Consider the following 24936-nt stretch of genomic DNA (forward strand, 5'->3'; position numbering starts at 1 on the left):
CTTGCGTTTTCCGGAGGGGTGATCGTGCATGCGTACGAGACTTCCCCCGGCCGGGTGAACGGGGAATTCACCCGGACCTCATCTCCAGGGGGAGACTTGCGCAGACAAGTGAAAAGAGCGTGCGCGGCGATCGTCGCCACGGCGGCGTCCGTGGCTCTGGCGGCGGGAATGACCAGCCCGGCGTCCGCGAGGGTCCCGGCACACGCCGGACACGTCAACAGCGCTTCCGCGGCCGGGATCACGGCCAAGCACCGCATCACACTGATCACCGGCGACCGGGTGGTCGTCGACGCCAAGGGGCGTGTCGTCGGCCTCGAGCGGGCCAGGGGCCGTGCGCACGTGCCCGTCCAGATCCGCAAGGCCCGCGGCCACACCCTCGTGGTGCCGGCGGACGCGCAGGCGCTGATAGCCGCCGGCAAGCTGGACCGGCGGCTCTTCGACGTCACCGAGCTGAACACGGCCGCGACCCGCGCCTCCCAGAAGCAGGGTCTGAAGGTCATCGTCGGCTACCGGGGAGCCGCGACGGCCGCCCGGGCCGACGTCCGCGGGTCGGGCACGCTCCGCCGGACCCTGAAGTCCCTGAACGCGGACGCCGTGCGGACACCGCAGCGGGACGCGGCCGAGCTCTGGTCCGCGGTCACCGACCACGGCCGGGCGGCCTCCGGCATCGCGCACGTCTGGCTGGACGGCGTGCGCAGGGCGAGCCTCGACAAGTCCGTGCCGCAGATCGGCGCCCCCAAGGCCTGGGCCGCCGGGTACGACGGCAAGGGCGTCAGGATCGCCGTCCTCGACACCGGTGTCGACGCGACGCACCCGGACCTCAGGAACCAGGTGATCGCGTCCCGGAACTTCTCCGCCGCCGCCGACACCACCGACCACTACGGCCACGGCACGCACGTCGCGTCCATCGCGGCGGGCACCGGTGCCAAGTCGCACGGGAAGTACAAGGGCGTCGCGCCCGGCGCCAAGATCCTCAACGGCAAGGTTCTCGACGACACCGGAAGCGGTGACGACTCCGGCATCCTCGCGGGCATGGAGTGGGCGGCCGACCAGGGCGCCGACGTCGTCAACCTGAGCCTCGGCGGCCCGGACACCCCCGACGTGGACCCACTGGAGGCCGAGGTCGACAAGCTCTCGGCCGAGAAGGGCATCCTCTTCGCGATCGCGGCGGGCAACGCAGGCCCCGAGTCCATCGGCTCGCCGGGCAGCGCGGACGCCGCGCTCACCGTCGGCGCCGTGGACGACCACGACAAGCTGGCGGACTTCTCCAGCACCGGCCCCCGCCTCGGCGACGGCGCCATCAAGCCGGACGTCACCGCCCCCGGCGTCGACATCACCGCGGCCGCCGCCCCGGGCAGCGTCATCGACACGGAGGTCGGCGAGAAGCCCGCCGGCTACCTGACCATCTCGGGCACGTCGATGGCGACCCCGCATGTCGCGGGCGCCGCCGCCATCCTCAAGCAGGAACACCCGGACTGGACGTACACCGAGCTCAAGGGCGCGCTGACCGGCTCCGCCAAGGGTGGCTCGTACACGCCGTTCCAGCAGGGCGCGGGCCGGATCGCCGTCGACGCGGCGATCAAGCAGACCGTGATCGCCGATCCGTCCTCGGTGAGCTTCGGCGTCGCGCGGTGGCCGCACACCGACGACACGGCCCTGACCAGGCAGCTGACGTACCGCAACCTCGGCACGAAGGACATCACCCTGGCCCTCGGGGTCAAGGCCACCGACCCCAAGGGCCACACGGCACCCTCGGGCTTCTTCAAGCTCGCCGCCACCACCCTCACCGTCCCGGCCGGCGGCCGGGCGTCCGTCGGCGTCGCCGCGAACACCAGGCTCGGCGGCAGTCTCGACGGCGCGTACGCCGCGTACGTGACGGCGACGGGCGGCGGTCAGTCGGTGCGCACGGCGCTCGCGGTCGAGCGTGAGCCGGAGTCGTACGACGTCACCCTGAAGTACGTCGACCGCGCCGGTGAGACGCCCACGCACCTCACCGACCTGGAGGGCTACACCGGGCTCGGCGCCGACCGGGACTACGCGTCGCAGAACACCGCGGACAGCGTGACCCTCCGGGTACCCAAGGGCAGGTACCTGCTCAACTCCCTCTCCGTGCAGGACCTGGTGGAGGCGAAGGGCGGGGTCGACTGGCTGGTCCGGCCCCGGCTGGACGTCACCGGGAACACCACGCTGACGCTGGACGCCCGCACCGCAGAGGGTGCGGACATCACGGTGCCGGACGCGCGGGCAGAGCCGTTGTCGGCGGTCGTCAACTACTTCGACGACACGACGGGCTTCGGGCTCGGCCTCGGGCTGGACTCCTTCCGGAACCTGCGGATGGCGCACCTCGGCCCGTCGCTCACGCCCGGTCTGTTCCAGAGCTGGGCCGGACAGTGGACCAAGGGCGCCGGCGCCGAGTACGACACCTTCACCGGCGCGAAGGTCAGCAGGCTCCAGGGCGCCCACGTCAAGCACTACAAGGCGGGCGAACTGGCCAAGGTGCGGGCGGACATGGGAGCCGCGGCCGCCGGCAAGACGGGCGCGATCACCGCGTTCGGCTTTCTGCCCGACGACGACAGCGTCACCGTCGCCGTCGACCAGAAGCTGCCGGGCGCGCGCACGCTCTACCTGTCGACCGGTGAAAAGGTCCAGTGGACGTTCGACTTCGAGCAGCACGCCGGCCCCGACGCCACCGGATTCCCGGTCGTCGACGCCTACTACACGCTCGGCGACCCGCAGATCTTCAAGGCGGGCACGAGCTACACGAAGCGGTTCAACACGGCCGTCTTCGGCCCGAAGATCAGCGCCGACTTCGGTGTCTTCCGGGAGGGCGACAACCTCGTCGGATACCTGCCACTGTTCGCCGACGGAAGCACCCACGCCGGGTCCTCGCAGTTCAGCTCGGTCACCACGACGCTGTACCGCAACGGGACGAAGGTCGGATCGAACGACGACCCGCTCTTCGGGGACAAGGAGTTCAAGGTCCCGGCCGCCCAGGCGGAGTACCGGCTGACGGCCTCGGTCAAGCGCAGTGTGAAGGTCGCCGCGGCCTCCACGCGGATCGACGCGAGCTGGACCTTCAGGTCCAAGAAGACCGACTTCGCGAAGCTGCCCGCCTCCACGGTCCGCTTCAACGCCGCGACCGGCCTGGACAGCCGCGTCGAAGCCGGCAAGAAGGTCACCATCCCGCTCACCGTGCAGGGCTCGGCCGCGGGCCGGAACCTCAAGTCACTGTACGTGTACGTCTCGTACGACTACGGCCAGACCTGGACCATGCTCAAGGTCAAGGACGGAAAGATCACCGTCAAGAATCCGGCGAAGGGCAAGGGCATCTCCTTCCACGCGAAGATCACCGACAAGCAGGGCAACAAGTCGACGGTCTCGATCTACAACGCGTACTACGGAAAGTGAGCCGCCGCGCCTCCTGGTGAGGTGAGCCCGCAGCGGACGGTCCGCCGGAAGAACGGTTTCCGGCGGGCCGTCCGTGTTTCCCCGGCGAGATCTTCGGCGGATCGCCCGCCTGCTCCGACACCCAGGGCGGGCACGGCCGGGGCCGGGCGCGTGGCCGCCCGGCGGCCCGAAGGCGCCGGGCGGTGCGCGGTGCGGCTACGACTGGGCGTTGGCTCCCGCGCGGGTCGCGTCCGTGCCCCAGCTGGCCAGCAGCCGCAATGCCTCCGCCGACGCGGACCCCGGCTCCGCGTGGTACGTGATCAGCGCCTGCTCGCTGTCGGCCGCCATCCGGAACGACTCGAACCGCAGGTCCAGGTCACCCACCAGCGGATGCCGCAGCTCCTTCACGCCGTGCGTCTTCTCCTTCACGTCGTGCGTGGCCCACAGCCGCCGGAAGTCCGGGCTCTTGACGGAGAGCTCCCCGACCAGCGCCGACAGCCTCGGATCGTCCGGGTGACAGCCCGCGTCCATGCGCAGCACGCACACGATGTCGATCGCCTTCTGCTCCCAGTCCACGAACAGATCGCGGTACTCGGGCCGCAGGAACACCAGCCGCGCCCAGTTCCGCTCGCCCGGCGCGAGCTCCGCCCAGTCGCCGAACACGGCCGCGGCCATCCGGTTCCAGACCAGGATGTCCGCCCGCCGTCCGGTGACGTAGGCGGGCACGCCGTCCAGCATGTCCAGCAGGTGCCGCAGCGCCACCCGCACCTGCTGCGGCCGGGCCGTCTGCTTCTTCTTGAGCTGCTTGGGCCTGGCGAGGTGGGTCAGATGCGCGTGCTCGGCGTCCGACAGACGCAGGGCGCGGGCGATGGCGTCGAGCACCTCCGCCGACACGTTCCGTCCGTTGCCCTGCTCGAGCCGCGTGTAGTACGCGACCGACACCCCGGCCAGCTGCGCCAGCTCCTCGCGCCGCAGCCCCGGCACCCGGCGGTGCCGTCCGAAGTCGGGCAGCCCCACGTCCTCCGGCTTCAGCCGGGCCCGGCGCGTGCGCAGGAACTCACTGAGCTCGGCACGCCGGTCCAGCGGCTGCCCGGCTTCCCCGGCGATCTCCTGGAAGGGCTGCTCGTTCATACGTCCAGTATTCACGGTCGTACGCAGCGGAGCCTGACCCCGCCAGTAGTAGGACCAGCGGTCGTACGTAAAGCCGTGGCCTGGGTGAACGGCGTCCGACGGGGCACGCTGGTGACCGTGCCCGTCGGAACAAGACAGCCGGGCACAGACCACTCCTGAGGAGAACCCCCGGCATGACCACTGTTGCTGCGTACGCCGCCCCCGCCGCGAAGGCCCCGCTGGAGCGCACCACCATCGAGCGCCGCCCCGTGGGCGAGTTCGATGTCCTGATCGACATCAAGTTCGCCGGTATCTGCCACTCGGACATCCACCAGGCCCGTGAGGGCTGGGGTGAGGCGATCTTCCCGATGGTGCCCGGTCACGAGATCGCCGGCATCGTCTCCGAGGTCGGCTCCGGCGTCACCCGGTTCAAGGTCGGCGACCGCGTCGGCGTCGGCTGCATGGTCGACTCCTGCCGCGAGTGCGAGAACTGCAAGGCGGGCCTGGAGCAGTACTGCGTCAAGGGCAACGTAGGCACCTACAACGCCCTCGACAAGAACGGCGAGCCCACCTACGGCGGCTACTCCGAGAAGATCGTCGTCGACGAGAACTACACCGTCCGCATCCCCGACGGCCTCTCCCTCGACGAGGCCGCGCCCCTGCTCTGCGCCGGCATCACCACGTACTCCCCGCTCCGGCACTGGAACGCCGGCCCCGGCAAGAAGGTCGCGGTCCTCGGCATGGGCGGCCTCGGCCACATGGGCGTCAAGATCGCGCACGCGCTCGGCGCCGAGGTGACCGTGCTGTCGCAGTCCCTGCGCAAGAAGGACGACGGCCTGAAGCTGGGCGCCGACCACTATTACGCCACCAGCGACCCGAAGACCTTCGAGGAACTGCGCGGCACCTTCGACATCATCCTGTCCACGGTCTCGGCGCCGCTCGACTTCGGGGCGTTCCTCTCGCTGCTGCGCACGGACGGCGCGCTGGTCAACGTCGGCGCCCCCGAGGAGCCGATCTCCCTCAACCTCTTCTCCGTGATCGGCGGCCGCAAGTCCCTGTCCGGCTCAGGCATCGGCGGCATCCAGGAGACCCAGGAGATGCTCGACTTCTGCGCCGAGCACGGCCTCGGCGCGGAGATCGAGCTGATCAGCGCGTCCGAGATCAACGACGCGTACGAGCGGGTGCTGTCGAGCGACGTCCGCTACCGCTTCGTGATCGACACCGCGACGATCTAGTGGGGCGACGCGGGTGAGAAGGGCGCCGACCGGTCACAGGACCGGTCGGCGCCCTCGTTTCTCCTTCCGCGCGCCCCCGTCCCGGGTGCGGGCCGGATGGGTGCGGGATAGGCTTTTCGACGGCAAGGTCAGGTTCTCCGGGCGGTGTTTCAGACGCCGGAGCCTCAGTCGTGATGACCAGTTCCTCCTACCGAGACCTTCGACGAGCGTGGTGCTCCCCCACATGTGCGCGGGGGCGGGCGACAGCCGTATCCCTTCTTCGAAGGCATTGACTCTCGCTTCAGGGTGCCGTGTGGGCGCCCTGGGGGTGCCGCCCCGCGGCCGCTGTCGTGCGGCCCCGTGATTTGGAGGTCGGGATGAGAGTTGTCGTCGATCTGTCGCGGTGTCAGGGCTACGCCCAGTGCGCGTTCCTGGCCCCGGACGCGTTCCGGATGCACGGCGAGGAAGCGCTGATGTACGCCCCCAACCCCGACGACGCCCAGCGCGAGCAGGTGCTGCGCGCCGCGGCGGCCTGCCCGCTCCAGGCCATTCTGGTCGACCGGCTGGAAGGGCGGGACGCGTCGGTGGGGACATCACCGTCATGAGCAGCGCCCACACCCTGCAGCGGTTCAAGCGCGACGGCCGCGTGGTGATCGTCGGCGCGTCACTGGCGGGACTGCGCGCCGCGGAGGCCCTGCGCGGCGAAGGTTTCACCGGCTCCTTGACCATGATCGGTGACGAACTGGGCGAGCCCTACGACCGGCCTCCGCTGTCCAAACAGGTACTCACCGGATGGGTGCCGGCCGGGGGCACCACACTGCCGCGTCGGTGCGACATCGACGCGGAGTGGCTCCTGGGCGTCCCCGCCGACGGCCTGGACCTGGCCGCCGACCAGGTGCGGCTCGCCGACGGTCGCAGGATCCCCTTCGACCGCATGCTGATCGCCACCGGGGTACGGGCCCGGCCCTGGCCCGTCGAGGCCGAAGCGGCCCTGGACGGCGTGTTCGTCGTCCGTACCCGTGAGGACGCGGACGGTCTGCAGCGGGCGATCGCCGCCGGACCCTCCCGCGTGCTGATCATCGGCGCGGGCTTCACCGGTTCCGAGATCGCCTCCGTCTGCCGCGAGCGCGGCCTTCCGGTGACCGTCGCCGAACTCGGGCCGGCCCCGCTGGTCGGAGGACTCGGCGCGATGATCGGTGAGGTCGCCGCCGACATGCAGCGCGCCCACGGCGTCGACCTGCGCTGCGGCGTCAAGGTCACCCGGTTGGAGGGCGACGCGCGAGGGCGGTTGCGCCGCGCCCACTTCTCCGACGGCAGCACCGTCGACGCGGAGGTGGCGGTGGTGGCGCTCGGCGGCATCCGCAACACCGAGTGGCTGCGGGACTCGGGACTGGCGGTGGGCGTATGGGGAGTCGCCTGCGACGCGGGCTGCCGCGCCTTCGACCTCAACGGCCTGGTCACCGACGACATCTTCGTCGCCGGAGACGTGGCACGCAGCCCCAACCCGGTCTACGAGTACCGGTTCATCTCCCTGGAGCACTGGGCCAACGCCGTGGAACAGGCCGAGATCGCGGCCCACAACATGGTCAGCACCCAGGCGGACCGCTGGCCGCACCTGTCGATCCCGGCGTTCTGGTCGATCCAGTTCGGCGTCAACATCAAGTCCGTCGGTGTACCGACCTACGCCGACGAGGTCGTCGTCGCCCAGGGATCCGTGGCCGACCGCCGCTTCGTCGCCGCGTACGGCTATCAGGGCCGGGTCACCGCGGCGGTCAGCTTCAACAACGCGAAGTGGCTCGACCACTACCGGGAGTTGATCGAGACGGCCGCGCCCTTCCCGCCTCCCTGCCCCACACCCGACCAGCCCGCCGACGCGAAGCCGGTGCCCGTCGACTTCCCCGGCCCCACGCTGCTCGCCCAGGGCGCCACCGTGGTCGTCACCGGGCACGACCCGGGCGAACGGCGCGTCACCGTCATGCGGCAGGGCCGGTAGCGGGAGGGAGCCAGGTGGGAGGAAGCCGGTGGGAGCGCCGGTGGGAGGACGAAGCCCGGTGGAGGGAAGTAGGAGGGAACCGACATGACCACGACCGAGACGCCCGACACCCTGCACCGGATCCTCGACCATTCCTCCCGGGCCGACCCGTACCCGCTCTACGCCGAACTGCGCAGGACGCCGGTGGCCCTGCAGGAGGACGGCAGCTACGTCATCAGCACCTTCCGTGAGCTCACCGGCATACTCCACGACCCGCGCCTGAGTTCCGACGTACGCAACCTGTCGCGTCCGATGGCGGCGGTCGAGGGACGCGCCACGCCGTCGTTCATCAACCTCGACCCGCCCGAGCACGACCGCCTGCGGCGCCTGGCCATGCGTCACTTCGGCCCCCCGCACACCCCGTGTCTGGTCTCCGGCATGGAACCCGAGCTGGTCGCCACCGTCGGCGGTCTGATCGACGGCTTCGCGGGCGAACAGCGGATCGACATCGTCGACGACTTCGCCTACCCGTTCCCGGTCACCGTGATCTGCCACCTGCTCGGCGTGCCACGCGAGGACGAACCGCGGTTCCACGTGTGGGTGAACGCCATCGTCGAGTCGATCGACTACGACCCCAGGACCGACCCGCCGGAGAAACTGGACAACGGCGTGCAGGCCACCAAGGACCTGCGGGAGTACCTCGGCGGACTGCTGGAAGAACGCCACGGCCACCCCGGCGACGACCTGTTGACCCGGCTGGCCAACGACGACGGGCCCGACGGGCGGATGACCGACGAGGAGATCATCAGCACGGCCAACCTGCTGCTCATCGCCGGCCACGAGACCACCGTCAACCTCATCACCAACGGCATGCTGACGCTGCTGCGCCACCCCGAGGTGCTGCAACGCCTGCGTACCGAACGGGACCTGGTGGTGCCCCTGGTGGAGGAACTGCTGCGCTACGAGCCACCGGTACAGATCATTCCCTGGCGGGCGGCGTACAGCGACATCGCGATCGGCGACACCGTCATCCCCAAGGGCTCGCAGATCATGCTCATGCTCGCCTCGGGCAGCCGCGACCCGGACCGCTTCGTGGACCCCGACCGCTTCGACCCCGACCGGCGGGACAACCAGCACCTGGGCTTCGGCAGTGGCATCCACCTCTGCTTCGGCGGACCGCTGGCCCGGCTGGAGACCCAGATCGCACTGACCGAACTGGCACGCCGCCTCGAACAGCCCAGGCTGCTCGTCGACCCGCCGCCGTACCGGCCCAGCCCCGTCCTGCGGGGCCCCGTCCATCTGCACGTCGAGCAGAGCTGAGCCGGCGACGGGCGCGGAGCACGGAGTACTGAGGGCTGCGTGCTGAGCGCCGGCTGTGGAGCACCGAGCACTCCGTGGCGACGCGGCCGCCGCCGCGTGCAGTGACAAAAGCGGGGCCCTGGGGCGATCACGCCCCGGGGCCCCGCTGTCAGTGTGTGGCTCAGCGGCGCGTCAGGGCCTGACGCAGCACGTCGTACACGTGGGTGTTGGGGTGCTTGCCGGTGAAACGGTCGGACAGCGGGCCGGCCGCGGTCACCGGCACGTCCACACCGGTGTGACCGGACGTGGTCCAGTCGACGTAGAAGCTCTTCTCGCTGCCGCGGATGCTGAACGGACCGTCCTCGGCGGAGATGGCGTCACCGGACTCGTCGGCGGCGTCCGACTCCTCGACGGCCAGGCCGCCGGTCTCGTGGTCGCCGGTGATGACGAGCAGGGTGTCGGAGTGCGTGGCGACGTACGCGCGGGCCACGGCCACGGCCTTCTCCAGCTCCTGCATGGACTGCAGGGTGCGGGTGGCGTTGTTGGAGTGCGCGAACTCGTCGGTGCCCTCCTCCTCGACCATGAGGAAGAAGCCCTTCTTGTTCTTGTCCAGCGTGCCCAGGGCCTTGCTGGTCATGGTGGAGAGACCGACCACCGGGCTGTACACGTCGCCCTGGCCCTCGGGACGCTGCTGGAACATCTCCTCGTTGGCGAAGAGACCGAGGAGCTTGCCGCCCTTGGCGCGGCTGAGCTGGTCCGCGCTGTTGACGTAGGAGTAACCGGCCTTCTTGGCCTTCTTGATGAGGTCGCCCTTGGTGCCCTTGCTCGCCTCGGACGGGTCCTCGGCGGGCTGGTCCTTGAACGCGCCGGCGCTGCCCGCGGGCAGCCACCAGTCCTCGCCACCGCCCAGGATGACGTCGGGCTTGCTGACCTCGATGTACTGGCGGGCGATCTCGTCCTGCGCCGAACGGTTGGCGGTGTTGGAGAAGAACGCCGCCGGCGAGGCGTCGGTGACCTGCGCGGTGGTGACCAGACCGGTGGCCTTGCCGGCCGCCTTGGCCTGCTGGCCGAGGGTGGCGAGCGGGTTGCCGTCCACGTCGACGCTGATCGCGCCGTTGTAGGTCTTCTCGCCGGTGGCCCACGCGGTCGCCGCGGCGGCCGAGTCGGTGACGACGGCCTTCGGGTCGTCCGGCTCCGTGGTCAGCTGGCCCGAGACGGGGAGCTTGTCCATCGCGAGCTGGCCACCCAGGCCGGCCAGGTGCAGACGGGCGGCCTGACGCATGGCGGCGCCCATGCCGTCGCCGTTGATGAAGATGACGTTCTTGGCGGTCGGGGCCTTGGCCTTGGCCGCGGCCTGCGGAGCCGAGGCCGACGCGCCCAGCGTCGGGTTGACCACCATCGTCACGACGGCGGCGGCGACTGCGGCGGCTGCGGGAGCGGCGAACCGCCGAGCCCTACGGGCATCCAGGGACACAACGTCCTCCATTGCTGTTCTTGCCCATCATTTGACCGTGAACATAAGGTTCTTTGGGGGGAGGTTGACCAAGAACAGATGGCCAGTACGCGACGAGATCTTCAGCGGCAGGTAAAGGCGCAGGTCCGGCGCGTCCTAAACTTGTCCGAACAGGTCACGCGAGGGCGAACCCCGCGCCGGGGCTCCCGCCCTTCTCACACCTCGGCAAGGTCACGCCCCTGCCCGCCCGAAGTCGCAGGTCGTCACCGGTCCGGGGTTGCCCGGTCATGGGCGCGGACAGGCCAGAGGCGCGCCCTCGTCGAGGACGCGCCCCGCGGGCCGCAGGTCTACTCGGCACCGCTGTCGCCGAACGTCCACACGGCGTGGTCACCCGGCCCGACGACGAGCTTCGAGTGACCGATCCGTTCAACGTGACGGTCCTTCACCGGCCGGTTGAGCGACAGTTCGATCCGCTGCAGGCCCGCGTCGTCGCGCGCTACGGCGTCGAACCGGATCGCGGTGCCGCCACGCTCCGCGACGACGCCACCGTCCGGCACGGTCCGGACGGCGAACCCGCCGGCCCGGAGCAGCGGCACGGTGTCGGCGAGGTCGCCCTCGGTGACCGCGAGGCGGACGGAGGTCACGTCACGCATCAGATGGTTGCGGTAGTCGTCGGACAGGTAGCGTTCCCGGCCGACGTCACCGGGGAAACCCGCCGGCTCGGTGTTGCCGCGCGGGTCGGCGAAGTACTCCGGGCGGTACTCCATCGCCCAGGTTCCGAAGGCGTCGTACTCGGCGGTGGTGAGGACGGCGTCGAACCACGGAACGGGGACGCCGTCACCGAAGTCACGTGTCTGGAGGAACTCGACGGGGTCAGCGACGCCCTCGTCCTTCAGGCGCTCCGTGACCGTCGCCAGGTCTCCGGCACGCTCGGTCGACAGGCCCAGCCCGGCGGAGCCGAGGGTGCCGTCCTGGCCGGCGACGTCACCGACCCCCAGCAGCTCGAGGTAGGTCTCGTGGCCCATCAGATAACGACCGGTCCAGGTCTGACCGTCGGTACCGGTGGTGGTGCGGACCTGGAAGTTGGCGAAGTCCCGCAGATAGTCGGAGTGCTCGATGGCGTCGGCGGTCTCCCGGTCGAACACACCGTAGGAGTGGTTGAAGAACAGCAACTGCCGATCGTGCGACGACCGGTTCTGCTCGGCCTGCGCCGTCCCCACGCCACCCCCGATCGCACCGGCGAGGGTCACAGCGAGCAAGGTGATCATCCGTAATGTCCGGCGAATCAGCATGCGGGGGATCGTAGGGCGGGGAGCGCGCGGTTGCCGCTCCTTTCGAACCAGCCTGAAATGACCACACCTTGACCTACACCGAGGTGTAGCTCGCCGGCGGCCGTTCGGTGCGGGTGCGGGTGCGGGTGCGGGTGCGGGTGCGGGTGCGGGTGCGGGGCGCGGGCGAGCGGCGTCACATCGCTGACGCGGACCGTCCCTTCCGACGCCCGGCCTCCGGAAGCCCTGGTGCCGTACGACGTCACCCGCGTCGTCGCCACCAGCGCCGCTTCTGCTCGGCTGTCCGAGGATCCGATCCGACCCCCTTTTGAACCAGAAGGCCGTCGCGTGTTGTTCCTCCCGGTCGGCTCGCTGGGAAGCGATTCAGCTGTCGCACGGACCGGCCCTAGGGCGGGAGGTCGGGTCAGCCCATTCCTCATCCATGCAGGTGGGCGATGAGCTCGTCCTGGCCGGTGTGAAGCCCTCCGGGGGCAGCAGCCGGGCGGCCGGGCGGCTGAGTCCAGGTCGCCGCCGCTGACGAGGGCGTGGACCTCGTGGGCGAGTGGGGCGACGTCGCGGACGGCGATCGTCCACTCGTCCGCGTAGCGTCGCGCCGCCCCACCCGAGAGGCCCAGTTGCGGGGACCGGTACGGCAAGGGCCGCAGCCGCAGGTCCCGCTCGGGGTCCCACTGCACGCGCGCGGGCGCCCGCTTCAACTCCCGCTTCCAGGCGGCCTGGTTCTCGTACAGGCCGCGTGCACGGTGCGAAAGGCACGCGTGGCGCAGCGCCCACTCGAAGCCCTCACGGGTGATCTCGACGGCCAGAACGGTTTCCTGACCCTCCTTCGACCCCCAGCCGGAGCGGTACATCATCCACAGAAAGCCCGGCTTGATCCATGTCAAGCCTTGCTCACAGACCTTTGACGCCAACCCATCGACCGGGCGCACGTCCAACGGATCGGGGGACCTCCTGCGGCGGCGCGCAGCTCCTCGGCAGATGGCCTTCGACTGCGCCGTATGTCGAAGGCGAGCGGGAGCATCTGGTCGCCCTCGGAGTCGAGGCCGGCGAGCAGGTTCGCGACCCTGCCCCTTGCGGCGCGGTTCGCCGGGGCCGGAGGTGGGCGCAGGGTCCGTCCGGCGATCTCCTTGTAACGGGCGGTGAGGCGTTCGAGGGCACCATGGGCCTGTCCGGTTCGCGGCGAGTTGTCTTGCTCGCGCAGTGGGCCGTTGCTAAGCCTTGGGCACTCGACTCCATGGAGGACGCTGTGTATCAAGAGCCCCCTCTTCCCGCTCCTCCGCGTTCACGTGCCCGGGGATTCATCTGCGCCGTCGCGGCGATCGCCCTCGTGACGCTCACCGCCGCGACAAGTCCCCCCGACGCGCACACCCGGACCGCGGCGGACCCGGCAGCCGTGGTCCGCGAGTGGAACGCCATCGCCACCGACACGATCAAGACCAGCCTCGGCCCACGCCCCTCCGGGCAGGCAGTGATCTGGGAGGGATTCGTCTCCGTCGCCGTGTACAACGCCGTGGTGGGGATCGAAGGCGGCTACGCCCTGTACAAATGGCACCAGCGCGGTCCGGCCAAGGCATCCTCCGCGGCGGCCGCCGCCACCGCGGCCCACGACATGCTGCTCACCTACTTCCCCGCCTTCAAGGAGCGGCTCGACACCGCCTACGCGGACTCGCTCGCCGCTCTTCCGGCCGGTCATACCAGAGACCAGGGCGTGGACTACGGAAAGCGCGCCGCCGCCCGCATCATCGAACTCCGGGAAGGGGATGGAAGGTTCGCGGACGTTCCGTTCACCGCTTCCCCGGCACCGGGAGTCTGGCGGCCCACCCCTCCCGCGTTCCAGCCCTTCATCGACACCTGGCTCGCCAGGCTCCGCCCCCTCCTGCTCGCCTCCCCGCAGCAGTTCCGGCCCGGCGGACCACCCGCCCTCTCCTCGGCCGCTTACGCCGAGGATGTCCGGGAACTGAAGACCATGGGCGTGAAGACCGGCTCGAGCAGGAGCGCGCAGCAGACCGAGACCGCCCTCTTCTTCAGCGGCAACCTGGTCGAACAGGTCCAGATCGCCGTACGGGACCACGCCGCCCGGCACCGGCTCGGCATCGCCGAGACGGCCCGGCTGTTCGCCGCGGTGAACGCGTCGGCGACCGACGCCGTCGTCACGGCATGGGACGCCAAGCTCCACTACGGCACCTGGCGGCCGATCACTGCCATCCGCCTCGCCGACACCGACGGCAACCCCGCGACGACGGCGGACCCGGCCTGGGAGCCGCTGCTCCTCACCCCGCCACACCCGGACTACGTCGCCGGCCATACGACCGTCGCCGCCGCCGTGGCACGCGCCCTGACCGGCGTCCTCCGCACCTCGCACATCGACCTCCACGTCCCCTCCGAGGTCACCGGCACCACGCGGTTCTACGGGTCCGCCGACGACCTCAACCAGGACGTCGTCGACGCGCGTGTGTGGGGCGGCGTCCACTCCCGCACGGCGGACGTGGTCGGCTGCCGGGCCGGCACCCGCGTGGCCGCCTGGGCGCTGGACCACTACTTCCAGCCGGTCGCCAAGGACGGCACCCAGCGGTCCCTGCCGACCCGAGCGGCTCGGCAGGGCAGCGTCGCCGAGCCGGAGTGCGGCGACGACACCGACTGAACCACGGAGCCGCAGAGGACCCGGCGTCGAGCCGGGTCCTCTGCGGATCCTGCCTCGAGCACTGGATCAGCGGGGAGACCTTTTGCTTGCAGGGGCCGGCCACTTCCGACAGAGGGAAAAGGCCGTGAACGCGCCTTGATGATCCATGTCAAGCCGTGTTCATAGTCCTTTGCGCGGAGGTGCCCGTTCGGCTGCTTCCTGATCCAGGTGCCTTACGACATGTTCAGGACGACCGGTACGACGCCAAGGGGTCCAGCGGAGCGGTGAATACTCAGTCGTCGCGTCTGCCTGAGCTCAGGGGGTGCCACGCGCGGTGTTCGGTGACGGCCACCAGGCCGCGTCGGAGATCGGGGTCGCCGGTGAGCCGGTGAGCCGGGGGACGACGTCGGTGACCGAGGAGATCTCGCCCTTCTCGATTGCTTGGTACCAGGAGATCCAGGTCTCGATCTGTTCCCCGCTCATGCCCTGCCGCCAGCGCCGCGAGAAGGCTTGCTCAAGGGTCTCTGGTTCGAAGCGGTAGGGTCGGCCGGTGGCCGTGGCGATCCGGGTAACCGCTTCGTGGAGGGTCAGGGCCTCGGGCCCCGTGATCTCCAGGATTGCGCCGTCGTGCTCGGAGCGGGGACGCTCGTCGAGGGTGACGGCAGTGATCACGTCCGCGATGTCCTCGTGGGTGGCGAAGGCGGCCCGGCCGGTGCTCGCGGGGCCGCTGACGACGAATCCCTTGTCGGCGAGGGCGGCCGGTGTCGACGTGTAAAAGCCCGCCCGGAGCACCGTGTGGCGGATCCCGGCTCCGGCCAGGAACTGTTCGGTCAGCCACTGGTCGCGGGCGTTCAGGTAGGTGGCGGTGGGCGAGGCGCCGACGAGGGACACGTACAGGACCCGGTCCACGCCGACCGCGATCGCGGCCTCGACCGCCGTGGCGTGTTCCTCCAGCCGGCTTCCCGTGCGGTGTCCGGAGACCAGGATGAGCGTCGAGGCACCCTCCAGCGCCTCGCGCATCGCCGAGGCGTCGCCGTAGCCGGCGGGACCGCGTCGCTGTGCGCCGGGCAGGTCGGGCATGCGGTCGGGGCTGCGTCCGACGAGGAGTTGGGGGACGCCACGGTCGGCGAGGCGGACCGCGATCCGGCTGCCCAGTGCTCCGGTCACTCCGGTGACCGCCACCGTGGCGTAATGCTTGTCAGACATGAATTTCCCTTGTTCTGGGGCCGATGTCGACTGCGGCACCCGTGATTCCTATCAAATCTGGCGGAAGTGTCGATACGGTAGATTCCCTCCTCCGCTGTACGATCGCGCGGCAGTTCACCCGCATGCGCGTCCTGCGGCTCCGTCACCGGCCGACTCCCGGCTCGGTGCGGCAGCCGTGAGCGACGCACCGAGCCGGGGCGGTGGGCCACCGCACCGGAAAGTCAGCCGGCCAGGCCCGGATCGTTGGGATGCGGCTGCAGGGTGGTGATCACCGCGGTGACCCAAGGCCACAGCGGCAGACTTCCGAGGACCTTCTCACGCAGCTCTATCTCGTTGTCGGCGCGCCATATGGCGATGACGCGAGGGTCCTCGGCCGTGCGCCACAGCCGGGACAGGTGACCTCCGGCGGTGAGCTCCTTGGCTCGCACAGCTTCGGCGGCGCGGCGACGGTCGACTTCTGCCTGGTCGGTTCCTTCAGGCACGTTGACGGTCACCTCCACCAAAAACTCCATCATCTTCTTTTCCTCTCTTGCTTCTCAGGGGATTTCTTCGGGAGGGGATGCAAGATTTCGCGACCGCCTGCTGGAGGCTCTCGGCGAACGCCTGGCTCGCACCTGGCCGGTGGTAGGGGTATTGCCTCCGAGCCGTCCGAGCGGGCACTGCCCGCGCCGGCCGTCGCGATATCGTGGACGTCTCGCACGAGGAGGCTTAGCGGCTCTATGGGCCGAGTCACTGGCTATCGAGTCGGTCGACGGCCCTGTGATCAACCCGCCAGGACGGGCGACAACACGGCGCGCCATCTTGGGATTAGGGCACGGCGACCCGGAACCCGCCGCTTAAGCGTGTCGCGCGACTTCGAGGCCCGGGTCGGGCAGGCCGACCCCGCACCGGCCACTCGCGATCACTGAACGTATTCGGGCGGGCTCGCCTGGGGGGTGGTGGTTGCGGTGCGGTAGAACTCGGCTGCCGTGAACGTGGCGGGGACTCCCAGTTCGGCAGAGATCGCCGTGATTGCGTTGATGCCGATGGCGAGGTCGACTTGGCCATCGGTGGTGAAGGCCGGTGCGATGAACGCCTCGTAATGGGCCCGGACTTCTTCCGTGGTGTGTCGGCCAAGGAACGTGTGCAGGTGTCGCACTGTGGTGTCGGGATCGTCGTGGATCACCTGCAGGGCGCGCCGGTGGGCTCGTACAACGGCCTGGACTGCGGGATCGTCCGGCTTGGTGTAGGTGGGGTCGACGGCCACGCCCACGGTGGGGATTTGGAAGTGGTCGCCGACAAAGGCCAGTACCCGCCAGCCGTGCTCGCCGGCCACTGCCGCCGGTGCCATGGTGTCGCCGATCACAGCGGCGTCGATGCTGCCGTCCTGCAATCCGCGCAGGTCCATGCCGTAGTCGCCGGGCCAGCGGACGATGGTCTGGACGTCTCGGTCCGGGTCGAGGCCGGCCTGGCGCAGCACAATCCGGGTGAAGCAGCCAGGTCCTGTGTGCGGGGGGTGTACCGCCAGTCGTCGGCCGTGCAGGTCTGCCAGCGAGGTCAGGCCGGGGCGGGCGAGGAACCAGAACAGGGGACGGTAGGTGTTCACATTGAGTGCGACCCAGGGGATGTCATCCCTCAATCGGGACAGCAATGTCCGGCCGAGCCCGATGACTGCACCGTGGCGCAGTCGCTCTGCATCCCAGGTGCAGCCGTCGCGCAGGGCCACGTGGACGCCCTCTTCGGCGTAGAAGTCCTCCTGATCGGCAATGTAGGTGACCAGTTCCTCGTGCGGGCCCCGCCCGACGTAGGCGAGATCGATCATGTGCATGAAGGCTTCCCTATGTGTGAAGGTGTGCTGGATGGGCCCTGCCATCCCGTACGCAGCAAGGACACGCGCAGCAACCCGCAGCGGGCCGAGGAATACCCTGGCCGGTTGCCCCGGCTACGGGCTCACCTCGTACTCGTCGTCGCGGGCCGCTGGAACGACCGCTCGGGGCACTTCCTCGGCGACGCCGCTGTGCGCAGGACGGATCGCCCCGTAGAGAACAGTGTTGACGGTCGCTCGCAGCAGATCGGCCGCTGTCCAGTGGAGCTCGCGCGGCAACTGTGAAGTGACCAGCCGCTCCAATGCGCCTCGGGTGATCTCACTCAGCAGTTCGGGCGGCGCCGACAGCAGTCCTCGCAGGTGTGCCTCCCGGAACAGCTCGTCGAGCCGCCTGTAGACCACCGCGTCCATGCGCTGCTCTACGTAGTGGCGCAGCATCGCATCGCCCCGTCCAGTTGCGAGCTGAGCCGCGCCAATCCGTTCGAGTTCACTGCCTGCCGCAATCAGGAACTGCTCGACCCGCACGCCGAACGGCTGTGCCTCTGCCTCCTCGACCGCCCGCAGTCTGCTCTCCACCGCCGCGAACTTCCGATCCAGTACCTCGGCCAGCAGGCTGCGCTTGTCCGGAAAGTAGCGGTAGATGGTCTTCTTGCTCATCCCGAGCTCGCGCGCGAGGTCGTCCATGCTCACCCCCGCGAAACCCGAAGCGAAGAACAGTCGCCCAGCCGCTTCCGCGATCACGTTGGCACGCTGCCGATCTCGATCGGAAACTTCCGAACCTCGTTGGGTTTCCATAGTTTCCAGATTGGGCTTCCGTCCCTCGCACTGTCAAGACACGCGGACTTGGGCTTGTAGCCCGTCAGGAAACGCGTGTTCTGTCCGCGATCTCCACGAAAGTGTCCGCTTGACCTGCTGGTTTCCTGTGGGCCCAGCGGTGCAGGTGGTTGTGAACGCGCTTTGACGACCCCACGTCCAGCCTCGCTCATGATCCTCTTCCGGGCTCCGTCTCCTGGGCCTCAAGAAGTTCGTCACCGTGTTCGATCGCACCGGACAGCTGGTGCTGGACTGGGAGTTGCCCGGCTACAGCGTGGTCCCTGACGTCAAGTCCGTTCGATACGTGTCTGGGACCGACCAGGACAAGGAGACCGCGCGCCCAGTGGGCCGGCGTCGCGCCCTGTACCGGGAGGTGCTCGCGCAGTGCGTGCTTCTCGTTCTGCACGAGCTCTTCGCCGCGGATGAGCTGGGCGCGCTCGAGTCGGTGACACTGAACGGGTTCGTGGATGGGCATGACCCTACGACGGGCCGGCGTGGCCAGATCCACCTGGCGACCGTGATGGCCTCGGTCTCGATGTTCCGTGGCCTGCACCTGGCGCAGGTGGACGCGAGCAGTCGTCTGGCCGACGCACTCCGCGGGCAGCTCTCGGCCCGCCCGGACCAACTCTCGCCGGTACGGCCGAGTCGTCGGCCGCAGGATGTCGGGAACCGTGTGGTCGCGCATGGCAGCGATGAGGAACCTGACCTGTACGACATGGATCCGATCGCCTTCGAGGATCTCGTCGCCGATCTCTTCCGGGCCATGGGGATGCAGGCGGTCACGACCCAGCGCTCCAACGACGGCGGTGTGGACGTCGACGCGCTGGATCCGGCACCGACCCGCAGCAGCCAGCTGTGTCTGAGGTCTGTGAACGCTGCATGATGATCCACGTCAAGCCGTGTTCATAGTCCTTTTGCGAGCTGGCGTCACACATCCCTGGCCGCACACGAGGCCCGATGCTAAATCCTGGGCGTACGTCGTAGCCTTTGCCTCGTGACCAGCGAGAACCAGCAGACTAGCGATCTGACGCCTGATGAACTGCCCCATCACCAGTCGTTGTTGGAGGGCACGGCTTGGGCCTCACTCGGCACCGCGAGAGGGAACGGCGGATTTCTGTCGGCCACGCTGCCCCGCCTTCTCGATGCCGACCCGACGGTTCAGATCCGGGCCATCAGCGAGCTGGAGCCGGTATGTCATCAGAACAGCTTCTACGAAGCCACGCTCCCCGTGGCGCTGTACGTGGCCGCGATCCTCGCCCACCCCGCGACGGCGGCCGTCGGGCCTGGCCGTCGGGCTGACTCGGAAAGAGACTGTCCGGTGAGGGCGGCCCTGCTGGACTGGCTTGGATCACTCGCCTACGACGCCGACGACGAGTGCCTTGCCATCGCCGAGCGTCACTTCGAAGGTGACGACCTCGACGACTATCCAGAAATGCGTGTCTTTCTGGACCACCGCCCCACGTTCTACCGTGCCGTTTCAGCTTACCTGGGCCACGAAGACACTGCTGTTCGTGAGGCCGCGGTCGTCGCCGCCATCCCCTTGACTGAGCATCCTGCCCTCATTGGCCACAGAGACGAACTTGGACGCCGCATCCATCACCTCCTCGCTACAAGTACCAACCGCTACAACCGCAACCGCTGTCTGGACGCACTCAAGAACTGGATCTACGACATCGCTGCCGTGGAGAGTCCCGCTGACGTTGCCGCACGCGTTCGGTACGTCCGTGACGTTTGGACTGGTGGCTGTACGGAGGAACCCCCGTTCTGACGTCGGACGCCACTTGGCCAGTACGGGCGGCTGCCTGCTGCCAGCGTGCTCCGTCACGTCTGTCAGCGGTCGAAAATTCGGTGGTCGCCTGAGCCGGCCGGGCTCACGCTGTACGCCATGGAAGAACCGCACCGCAGGATCCGCGCGCTCCACACGGCGTCCACGATCACCGTCTACCAGGCCTACCGCCCGGAGATAGGCGGCCCCGCCGCCCGCAAAGGCCGTTTCCCCGCCGCTTGGAAGCCTGACCGCATGACGTGGATTAAACCCAGTTTTATGTGGATGATGTACCGCTCCGGCTGGGGCATGAAGGAGGGTCAGGAGACCGTCCTCGCCGTCGAGATCACCCGCGACGGATTCGACTGGGCGCTGCGCCATGCCTGCCTGTCGCATTACGTCCGCGGACTGCATCCCGATCGCAGCGCCTGGCAGCGTGACCTCAAGCGCGCGCCGGCCCGCGTCCAGTGGGATCCCGAACGCGATCTGCGCCTGCGTCCCCTGCCGTACCGCTCGCTGCAACTGGGGCTCTCGGGCGAGGCGTCGACGCGGTACGCGGACGAGTGGATCGTCTCCATCAGTGACGTGACCCCGCTCGCCCACGAGGTCCACGCACTCGTCAAGGACGGAGACCTGGACGCGGCGAGCCGACTACTTCCTCAGGAGCAGGGATACCCCGCCGGCGAAGAGATCCTGGCCCACCTGAGTTCCTGACCGGCAACAGGAGCACAACCGCCGGGACCACCCACAAGCCACATCGCGGCAAACGTCTGCGAACGCGGCTTGATGATCCACGTCATCCTGTCCCGCTTCCACGCCGCGGGGAAACGGCCTTCCCGGACGGCGGGCAGGCCGATCTCCGGCGAGTACGCCTGGCAGACGGTGACCGTGGACTCCCCGTAGACCGCACGGATTGCGCGACGAGGTTCTTCCATGGCGTACGGCGTGGCGTCCGGGCTGCCGGCGAATTCGGGGGGCATGACGGATCAGGCCCGCAGACCCTTGAGCCCGTCGTAGGCGGCCATCACCATCTCCAGCCCGCGGTTGTCGGCCGCGGGTTCGCGCATCTGGTGCGTCACGTAGGCCACCGTCATACGGCCCTCGGGTTCGATGACGACCAGGGAACCGCCCCAGCCGCCCCACCCGTAGATGCTGTCGAACAGCCCGTAGCCCAGGCCCCAGCGCATGGGCGTGCCCAGGAGCCGGTCCTCGCCGCTGAACTGCTCCTGCCTCGCGAGGTCACAGCCCGCCCGCGACAGCAGCCGTGTCCCGCGCACAGCTCCCGCGCAGGCCATCACCGACTGCACGAGGCCGACCGAGCGGGCGTTGCCGAAGCCGTTCGCCGCGGGGATCTCCGCACGACGCCAGGCCACGCTGTTGCCGTCACGGACCCGTACCCGGGTGGCGGCGGAGGGAGCCGCCTTGCTGCTGGGCGCGCTCGCGGCGTAGTCCTCGTCCTGGGAAGGGGGCGGGATCGTGGCTGCCACCCGGTGGTCGTGCTCGGCGGCCAGCCCGATGTGGAAGTCGGCGCCCAGCGGTCCGGCCACCTCCTGGGCGAAGAACTCGCCCAGGCTGCGGCCGGTGATCCGGCGTACGACCTCGCCCACGAGGAACCCCTGGGTGAGCGAGTGGTACCCGGCCGCGGTTCCCGGTTCCCACCGCGGAGTCTGCGCGGCCAGACGTGCCGTGGCGGACGGCCAGTCGTAGAGCTCCTCGATCGGCCCGTCCCAGTCGGGCAGGCCCGCGGTGTGCGCGAGCAGGTGCCGCACCAGCACCTTCTCCTTGCCCGCCCTGGCGAACCCGGGCCAGTACCGGCCGACCGGCGCGTCGAGGTCGAGCTCGCCACGGTCGGCGAGGACCAGTGCGCACAGCGCCGTCATCGTCTTGGTGACGGACCAGGTGTTGGTGATCGTGTCCCGCTGCCATGGGATCGTGCGGTCCGCGTCGGCGAACCCGCCCCAGACGTCCACCACCGGTTCGCCGTCCACGAAGACGGCCACCGAGGCGCCGGCGTCCCCCTCGTCCAGCAACGCGGACAGCGCGCGGGGCACGGCGGTGAACAGGTCGTCGTACGAGCCCTGGATGTCGGCCATGCGTGGTTTCTAGCCCGCAACCGCCCGCCGGGGCAACCGAATTCCCGGCCTCGTTCACCGGCTCGGGAACGTACGAGAGTCCGTGCAACTGTCCGGCGCACCCACGCGTCTGATGTGCGACGCATGAGACGAGGAGGGGCATGGCCGAGCGCTGGGACGTCCCGCCTGTGGGTCCGGCCGCCGTAGCGCCTGAGAAGTGGTTGCTGCGTGTCGGTGTCGTGGGCCTGCTCATCGCGGCCCCGGGCGTGGCGGTGGGCTGCTTCGAGGGGTTCGGTGGCGGCACGGAGGCCGGTGACCTCGCCTGGATCATGATGTTCTTCGGCGGCCTGCTGACGGGCGTCGCGGCCTGGGTCGGACTGGTCCGCAGGCTGGATCCCGGGTCGAGGAGGGAGCGTCGTCGCAGGACCGCCGTCCGGCGTGCGCGGGAGGCGCCCCTGCCTGCCGCGGAACTCGCCCATGACGCCCTCCTCGAAGCGGCTGTGCGCTCCACGGCCGAGGCCGTACGGCAGCGACCGCCCCAGCCCGTCACCGACAGCCGGGGGAGATTGGCCTGGTGGCGCGACCGCGGCCTGCTGAGCGCTTTCGCCCTTCCCGGCATCGCCGCCTCGACCGTCGTCATGGCGTGTGTCGGATTCGGCGGCGTGCTGCACCTCTTCGGCGGACCCGGCCACGGGTGGTTCTTCCTCGTGGGCTCGGCCTGCGGCCTGCTGACCCTCGGGTTCGAAGCGCGGCTCGCCCGCGGTCTCGCCCGCGTGGCCGTCAGCGAGGACGTACGCCCGATGCGCTGGCTGCTGCTGCGTGAACAGGACGCGGGCGAGGCGTACTTGGTGCTGTACCGGGCCCACGGCGATCCGGACGGGGCTCCGCCGATGCTTCTGCGGCTGGCCAAGAAGCGGCAGGCGCGACGACTTCCACCGGCGGGCGTCGCGGACGTCCACGGCCCGCTCCGACCTGTCGCCGTGCTCGTGCCGTGGATCGACGGCGCACCTGTGTGGTCCCGCCACCCCGTGGTCGCGCTCGACTTGACGACCGAACGCGACCGAGCGCGGCTGACCTATCTCAAGGGATCCGGGAGCCACGGCCAGTAGGAACGCCTCGCGAGCGGAACCCGGCGGGCCGAGCCCGGAGCGGGGCTCTGCCGTCTCCGTACACTGACGGGCATGGCATGCCGCATCAGTGAGCTGGTCCTCGACGTCGCCGACCCCGACCGGCTCGCCGCGTTCTGGAGCGAGGTCCTCGGCTACGTCGAACTCGGCCGGGAGGACGACGGAAGCATCGAGATCGGGCCGCCCGACGCCGGCTTCGGCGGCCCGCAGCCCACCCTCGTCCTCAGCCCCAACAGCGAGCCGCGGACCGGGCGGAAGCTCCCCCTGCACATCGACGTCAACGCCACCGACCGCGACCAGGACGCCGAGCTGGAGCGGCTGCTCGCGCTCGGCGCAACGCCCGTCGACGTCGGCCAGACCGGCACCGAGACCTGGCACGTCCTGGCCGACCCGGAGGGCAACGAATTCTGCCTCCTGCGCACCCGGCTCCAGCCTCTCTGACCACGTGCGTCCAGCCCTCCGGCGGCCACGCGTGACGGGCGCCGGTGCCACGCACGGGGGTTGACGTCCTCGGCCGCTGGGTTGAGACGAGGCGCCTAAGGGCTGTCCCGTAATCCCCGGTGGATCAGCGCGCGGCGTCGGATGCGGTGCATCGCAAGGCGGAGGGTCGTCCTCGTACTGGGTGTATTCGGGCGATCCGACAACGCGGCGAGGTGCCGTGGCTGTCGTCGTGCGCCCGCCGGGGATCACGGGACAGCCCTTAGGCCGGAAACAGCCAATCCAGCGCGGCAAGGCTCTTGTCGACGTACTTGCCTTGTCCCGTCTCGATGCCGTGTGCCAGGTCCTCGAAGACACTGCACCTGGCATAGAACACGGCGCGCTCGTGGAGCGCCGCGAGGTCGTCGGCGCCGGTTCGACAGCTGCTGATGGCGGCGCGGGCGGCGGCGGGGCCGAGATCGCGGTGGATCAGCCCGAAGTCGTGGGCCGGATCGACGACAGCCGCATCGCTCCAGTCGATGATCCCGGTCACCGTCCACGTGACCGGGTCGACGAGAACGTGTTCGATCCCCAGATCGTTGTGGGAGAACACCGGGGAGTATCCGTCGCGCGGTGGTGCGGCATCCAGGAACGCCTCGACGGGTCCGCGGTGCGCCTGCGGTACCTGCCCGGCCACCGTCACGAAGTTCTCCGCGGCGTCCTGTCGCCACTCGGCCAGCGGCTGGTGGTCCGCTTCCACCAGATCGGCCAGCCGGTCGACCGAAACGGTGTGCAGCGCGGTGAGCAGCTCGCCGAGCGTGGCGGCGATCGACGTGCCGTGGGCCGATCGCTGGTGCCGCGACATGTCCAACAGTGACGTGCCGGGGAGCTTGGGGTAGGCCAGACATCCCTGCTCCGCGACCGTGAACGTCGGTTCGGGGACGGGCAGCGGCGAGATGCCGGCGACGGCAGCGAGCAGGCGGGCCTCACGGCCGACCAGGGCGGTCCGCCGGGCCGGGTCGGGCTCCTTGCTGAAGCGCACGATCAGCTCACCGTTGACCTCGTACGCCAGGTTGTCGAGGCCCTCGCCGACCGGCACGACGGACTCGATCCGATAGTCGAGCATGTGCGTGACCACGACGCTGCGGACGTCCGCGACGCGGTCGCGGCTGCGACTGGTCATCCGCCGAACTTATCAATCGGTATCCATCGGCATCAATCGATCGCATGAGGCCGGCGGCGGTCATCGGGCGGACGATCCCACACGCCATGGAGACGAAGGCGGTGCGCACGTCGAGCGGTGTTCACAGCGCTCTTCCCGGCCGAAGCGTCTCGCGGGATCGACGCTGTGCGGGGCGACCGTGTCGGCACGGCGGGCCGGTACAGCGTGG

19 protein-coding genes and 3 pseudogenes are annotated in these 24936 nt (G+C 69.6%); 11 read left to right on the forward strand and 11 right to left on the reverse strand.

Features of this window, described 5'->3' with window-relative positions; translation table 11 throughout:
- Positions 1-96 precede the first annotated feature (96 nt).
- Entirely contained in the window at positions 97-3408 is a 3312-nt protein-coding gene (locus tag OHB41_RS28955) for a S8 family peptidase (protein ID WP_266701041.1), read from the forward strand.
- A 195-nt stretch (positions 3409-3603) separates the two neighbouring features.
- Here OHB41_RS28955 and OHB41_RS28960 read toward each other — a convergent pair whose 3' ends face one another.
- Entirely contained in the window at positions 3604-4518 is a 915-nt protein-coding gene (locus tag OHB41_RS28960) for a helix-turn-helix domain-containing protein (RefSeq protein ID WP_266701042.1), read from the reverse strand.
- Between the two features lie 173 nt (positions 4519-4691).
- On the opposite strand from OHB41_RS28960, the gene OHB41_RS28965 reads away from it, so the two are divergent.
- The 4 genes from OHB41_RS28965 to OHB41_RS28980 all read left to right on the forward strand — a co-directional run bounded on the left by OHB41_RS28965 (position 4692) and on the right by OHB41_RS28980 (position 9003).
- Positions 4692-5732: an NAD(P)-dependent alcohol dehydrogenase gene (locus OHB41_RS28965; RefSeq protein ID WP_266701043.1), complete on the forward strand. Its 1041-nt coding sequence runs from the start codon at positions 4692-4694 to the stop codon at positions 5730-5732.
- 356 nt (positions 5733-6088) lie between these two features.
- Positions 6089-6316, forward strand: a complete 228-nt coding sequence (locus OHB41_RS28970) for a ferredoxin (protein WP_266701044.1) — start codon at positions 6089-6091, stop codon at positions 6314-6316.
- Complete coding sequence (locus OHB41_RS28975) at positions 6313-7704, forward strand: NAD(P)/FAD-dependent oxidoreductase (protein WP_266701045.1); 1392 nt, start codon at positions 6313-6315, stop codon at positions 7702-7704. The genes OHB41_RS28970 and OHB41_RS28975 overlap by 4 nt, the downstream gene beginning before the upstream one ends.
- 84 nt (positions 7705-7788) lie before the next feature.
- Complete coding sequence (locus OHB41_RS28980; protein WP_266701046.1) at positions 7789-9003, forward strand: cytochrome P450; 1215 nt, start codon at positions 7789-7791, stop codon at positions 9001-9003.
- A 160-nt stretch (positions 9004-9163) separates the two neighbouring features.
- Here OHB41_RS28980 and OHB41_RS28985 read toward each other — a convergent pair whose 3' ends face one another.
- The 3 genes and pseudogenes from OHB41_RS28985 to OHB41_RS28995 form a co-directional block, all read right to left on the reverse strand.
- Positions 9164-10456 (reverse strand): alkaline phosphatase, encoded by a 1293-nt coding sequence (locus OHB41_RS28985; protein WP_266701047.1) that lies wholly within the window; start codon positions 10454-10456, stop codon positions 9164-9166.
- A 326-nt stretch (positions 10457-10782) separates the two neighbouring features.
- Positions 10783-11703 (reverse strand): DUF5829 family protein, encoded by a 921-nt coding sequence (locus OHB41_RS28990; protein ID WP_266701048.1) that lies wholly within the window; start codon positions 11701-11703, stop codon positions 10783-10785.
- Between the two features lie 436 nt (positions 11704-12139).
- Positions 12140-12701 (reverse strand): annotated as a pseudogene (locus OHB41_RS28995) (DUF4291 family protein).
- 347 nt (positions 12702-13048) lie between these two features.
- Between OHB41_RS28995 and OHB41_RS29000 the strand changes: the two are divergent.
- Positions 13049-14362: a vanadium-dependent haloperoxidase gene (locus OHB41_RS29000; RefSeq protein ID WP_266701049.1), complete on the forward strand. Its 1314-nt coding sequence runs from the start codon at positions 13049-13051 to the stop codon at positions 14360-14362.
- A gap of 294 nt (positions 14363-14656) precedes the next feature.
- Here OHB41_RS29000 and OHB41_RS29005 read toward each other — a convergent pair whose 3' ends face one another.
- The 4 genes from OHB41_RS29005 to OHB41_RS29020 form a co-directional block, all read right to left on the reverse strand.
- Positions 14657-15547, reverse strand: coding sequence for an NAD(P)H-binding protein (locus OHB41_RS29005; protein WP_266701050.1), 891 nt, complete (start codon positions 15545-15547; stop codon positions 14657-14659).
- A gap of 221 nt (positions 15548-15768) precedes the next feature.
- Positions 15769-16062 (reverse strand): muconolactone Delta-isomerase family protein, encoded by a 294-nt coding sequence (locus OHB41_RS29010; protein ID WP_168529937.1) that lies wholly within the window; start codon positions 16060-16062, stop codon positions 15769-15771.
- 386 nt (positions 16063-16448) lie between these two features.
- The gene (locus OHB41_RS29015) at positions 16449-17354 is read right to left on the reverse strand and encodes an ABC transporter substrate-binding protein (RefSeq protein ID WP_266701051.1); all 906 of its coding nucleotides are present in this window, start codon (positions 17352-17354) and stop codon (positions 16449-16451) included.
- 114 nt (positions 17355-17468) lie between these two features.
- A complete protein-coding gene (locus OHB41_RS29020; protein WP_168529939.1) occupies positions 17469-18146 on the reverse strand; it encodes a TetR/AcrR family transcriptional regulator in 678 nt (225 codons plus the stop codon).
- Positions 18147-18402: 256 nt separating this feature from the next.
- Between OHB41_RS29020 and OHB41_RS29025 the strand changes: the two are divergent.
- The 3 genes and pseudogenes from OHB41_RS29025 to OHB41_RS29035 form a co-directional block, all read left to right on the forward strand.
- Positions 18403-19029 (forward strand): annotated as a pseudogene (locus OHB41_RS29025) (restriction endonuclease); the annotation flags it as partial.
- Between the two features lie 129 nt (positions 19030-19158).
- Positions 19159-19932 carry a hypothetical protein gene (locus OHB41_RS29030; protein WP_266701052.1) on the forward strand — a complete coding sequence of 258 codons (774 nt, stop codon included), beginning with the start codon at positions 19159-19161 and terminating at the stop codon, positions 19930-19932.
- Between the two features lie 117 nt (positions 19933-20049).
- A complete protein-coding gene (locus OHB41_RS29035) occupies positions 20050-20643 on the forward strand; it encodes a DUF4291 domain-containing protein (protein WP_266701053.1) in 594 nt (197 codons plus the stop codon).
- Here the strand turns inward: OHB41_RS29035 and OHB41_RS29040 are convergent.
- Both OHB41_RS29040 and OHB41_RS29045 read right to left on the reverse strand, forming a co-directional pair.
- Positions 20637-20864: pseudogene (locus OHB41_RS29040) on the reverse strand (DUF4291 family protein); the annotation flags it as partial. The gene OHB41_RS29035 and the pseudogene OHB41_RS29040 sit on opposite strands and share 7 nt — an antisense overlap.
- Positions 20865-20915: 51 nt before the next feature.
- Positions 20916-22022, reverse strand: a complete 1107-nt coding sequence (locus tag OHB41_RS29045) for a serine hydrolase domain-containing protein (RefSeq protein WP_266701054.1) — start codon at positions 22020-22022, stop codon at positions 20916-20918.
- A 140-nt stretch (positions 22023-22162) separates the two neighbouring features.
- Here OHB41_RS29045 and OHB41_RS29050 point away from each other — a divergent pair, with 140 nt between their 5' ends.
- Together OHB41_RS29050 and OHB41_RS29055 are read left to right on the forward strand one after the other, a co-directional pair.
- Positions 22163-23110, forward strand: coding sequence for a hypothetical protein (locus OHB41_RS29050; RefSeq protein ID WP_266701055.1), 948 nt, complete (start codon positions 22163-22165; stop codon positions 23108-23110).
- Positions 23111-23182: 72 nt separating this feature from the next.
- The gene (locus OHB41_RS29055; protein ID WP_266701056.1) at positions 23183-23569 is read left to right on the forward strand and encodes a VOC family protein; all 387 of its coding nucleotides are present in this window, start codon (positions 23183-23185) and stop codon (positions 23567-23569) included.
- Positions 23570-23828: 259 nt separating this feature from the next.
- Here the strand turns inward: OHB41_RS29055 and OHB41_RS29060 are convergent, their stop codons facing one another.
- Positions 23829-24728 (reverse strand): phosphotransferase family protein, encoded by a 900-nt coding sequence (locus tag OHB41_RS29060; protein WP_266701057.1) that lies wholly within the window; start codon positions 24726-24728, stop codon positions 23829-23831.
- Positions 24729-24936 lie beyond the last annotated feature (208 nt).

The organism is Streptomyces sp. NBC_01571, assembly GCF_026339875.1.
Taxonomy (GTDB): Bacteria; Actinomycetota; Actinomycetes; order Streptomycetales; family Streptomycetaceae; genus Streptomyces.

Coding starts and splice junctions, on each gene's coding strand:
- OHB41_RS28960 (WP_266701042.1), bottom strand. CDS start 4,518: ATGAACGAGCAGCCCTTCCAGGAGATCGCCGGGGAAGCCGGGCAGCCG.
- OHB41_RS28965 (WP_266701043.1), top strand. CDS start 4,692: ATGACCACTGTTGCTGCGTACGCCGCCCCCGCCGCGAAGGCCCCGCTG.
- OHB41_RS28970 (WP_266701044.1), top strand. CDS start 6,089: ATGAGAGTTGTCGTCGATCTGTCGCGGTGTCAGGGCTACGCCCAGTGC.
- OHB41_RS28975 (WP_266701045.1), top strand. CDS start 6,313: ATGAGCAGCGCCCACACCCTGCAGCGGTTCAAGCGCGACGGCCGCGTG.
- OHB41_RS28980 (WP_266701046.1), top strand. CDS start 7,789: ATGACCACGACCGAGACGCCCGACACCCTGCACCGGATCCTCGACCAT.
- OHB41_RS28990 (WP_266701048.1), bottom strand. CDS start 11,703: ATGATCACCTTGCTCGCTGTGACCCTCGCCGGTGCGATCGGGGGTGGC.
- OHB41_RS29005 (WP_266701050.1), bottom strand. CDS start 15,547: ATGTCTGACAAGCATTACGCCACGGTGGCGGTCACCGGAGTGACCGGA.
- OHB41_RS29010 (WP_168529937.1), bottom strand. CDS start 16,062: ATGATGGAGTTTTTGGTGGAGGTGACCGTCAACGTGCCTGAAGGAACC.
- OHB41_RS29015 (WP_266701051.1), bottom strand. CDS start 17,354: ATGCACATGATCGATCTCGCCTACGTCGGGCGGGGCCCGCACGAGGAA.
- OHB41_RS29020 (WP_168529939.1), bottom strand. CDS start 18,146: ATGGAAACCCAACGAGGTTCGGAAGTTTCCGATCGAGATCGGCAGCGT.
- OHB41_RS29035 (WP_266701053.1), top strand. CDS start 20,050: ATGGAAGAACCGCACCGCAGGATCCGCGCGCTCCACACGGCGTCCACG.
- OHB41_RS29045 (WP_266701054.1), bottom strand. CDS start 22,022: ATGGCCGACATCCAGGGCTCGTACGACGACCTGTTCACCGCCGTGCCC.
- OHB41_RS29050 (WP_266701055.1), top strand. CDS start 22,163: ATGGCCGAGCGCTGGGACGTCCCGCCTGTGGGTCCGGCCGCCGTAGCG.
- OHB41_RS29055 (WP_266701056.1), top strand. CDS start 23,183: ATGGCATGCCGCATCAGTGAGCTGGTCCTCGACGTCGCCGACCCCGAC.
- OHB41_RS29060 (WP_266701057.1), bottom strand. CDS start 24,728: ATGACCAGTCGCAGCCGCGACCGCGTCGCGGACGTCCGCAGCGTCGTG.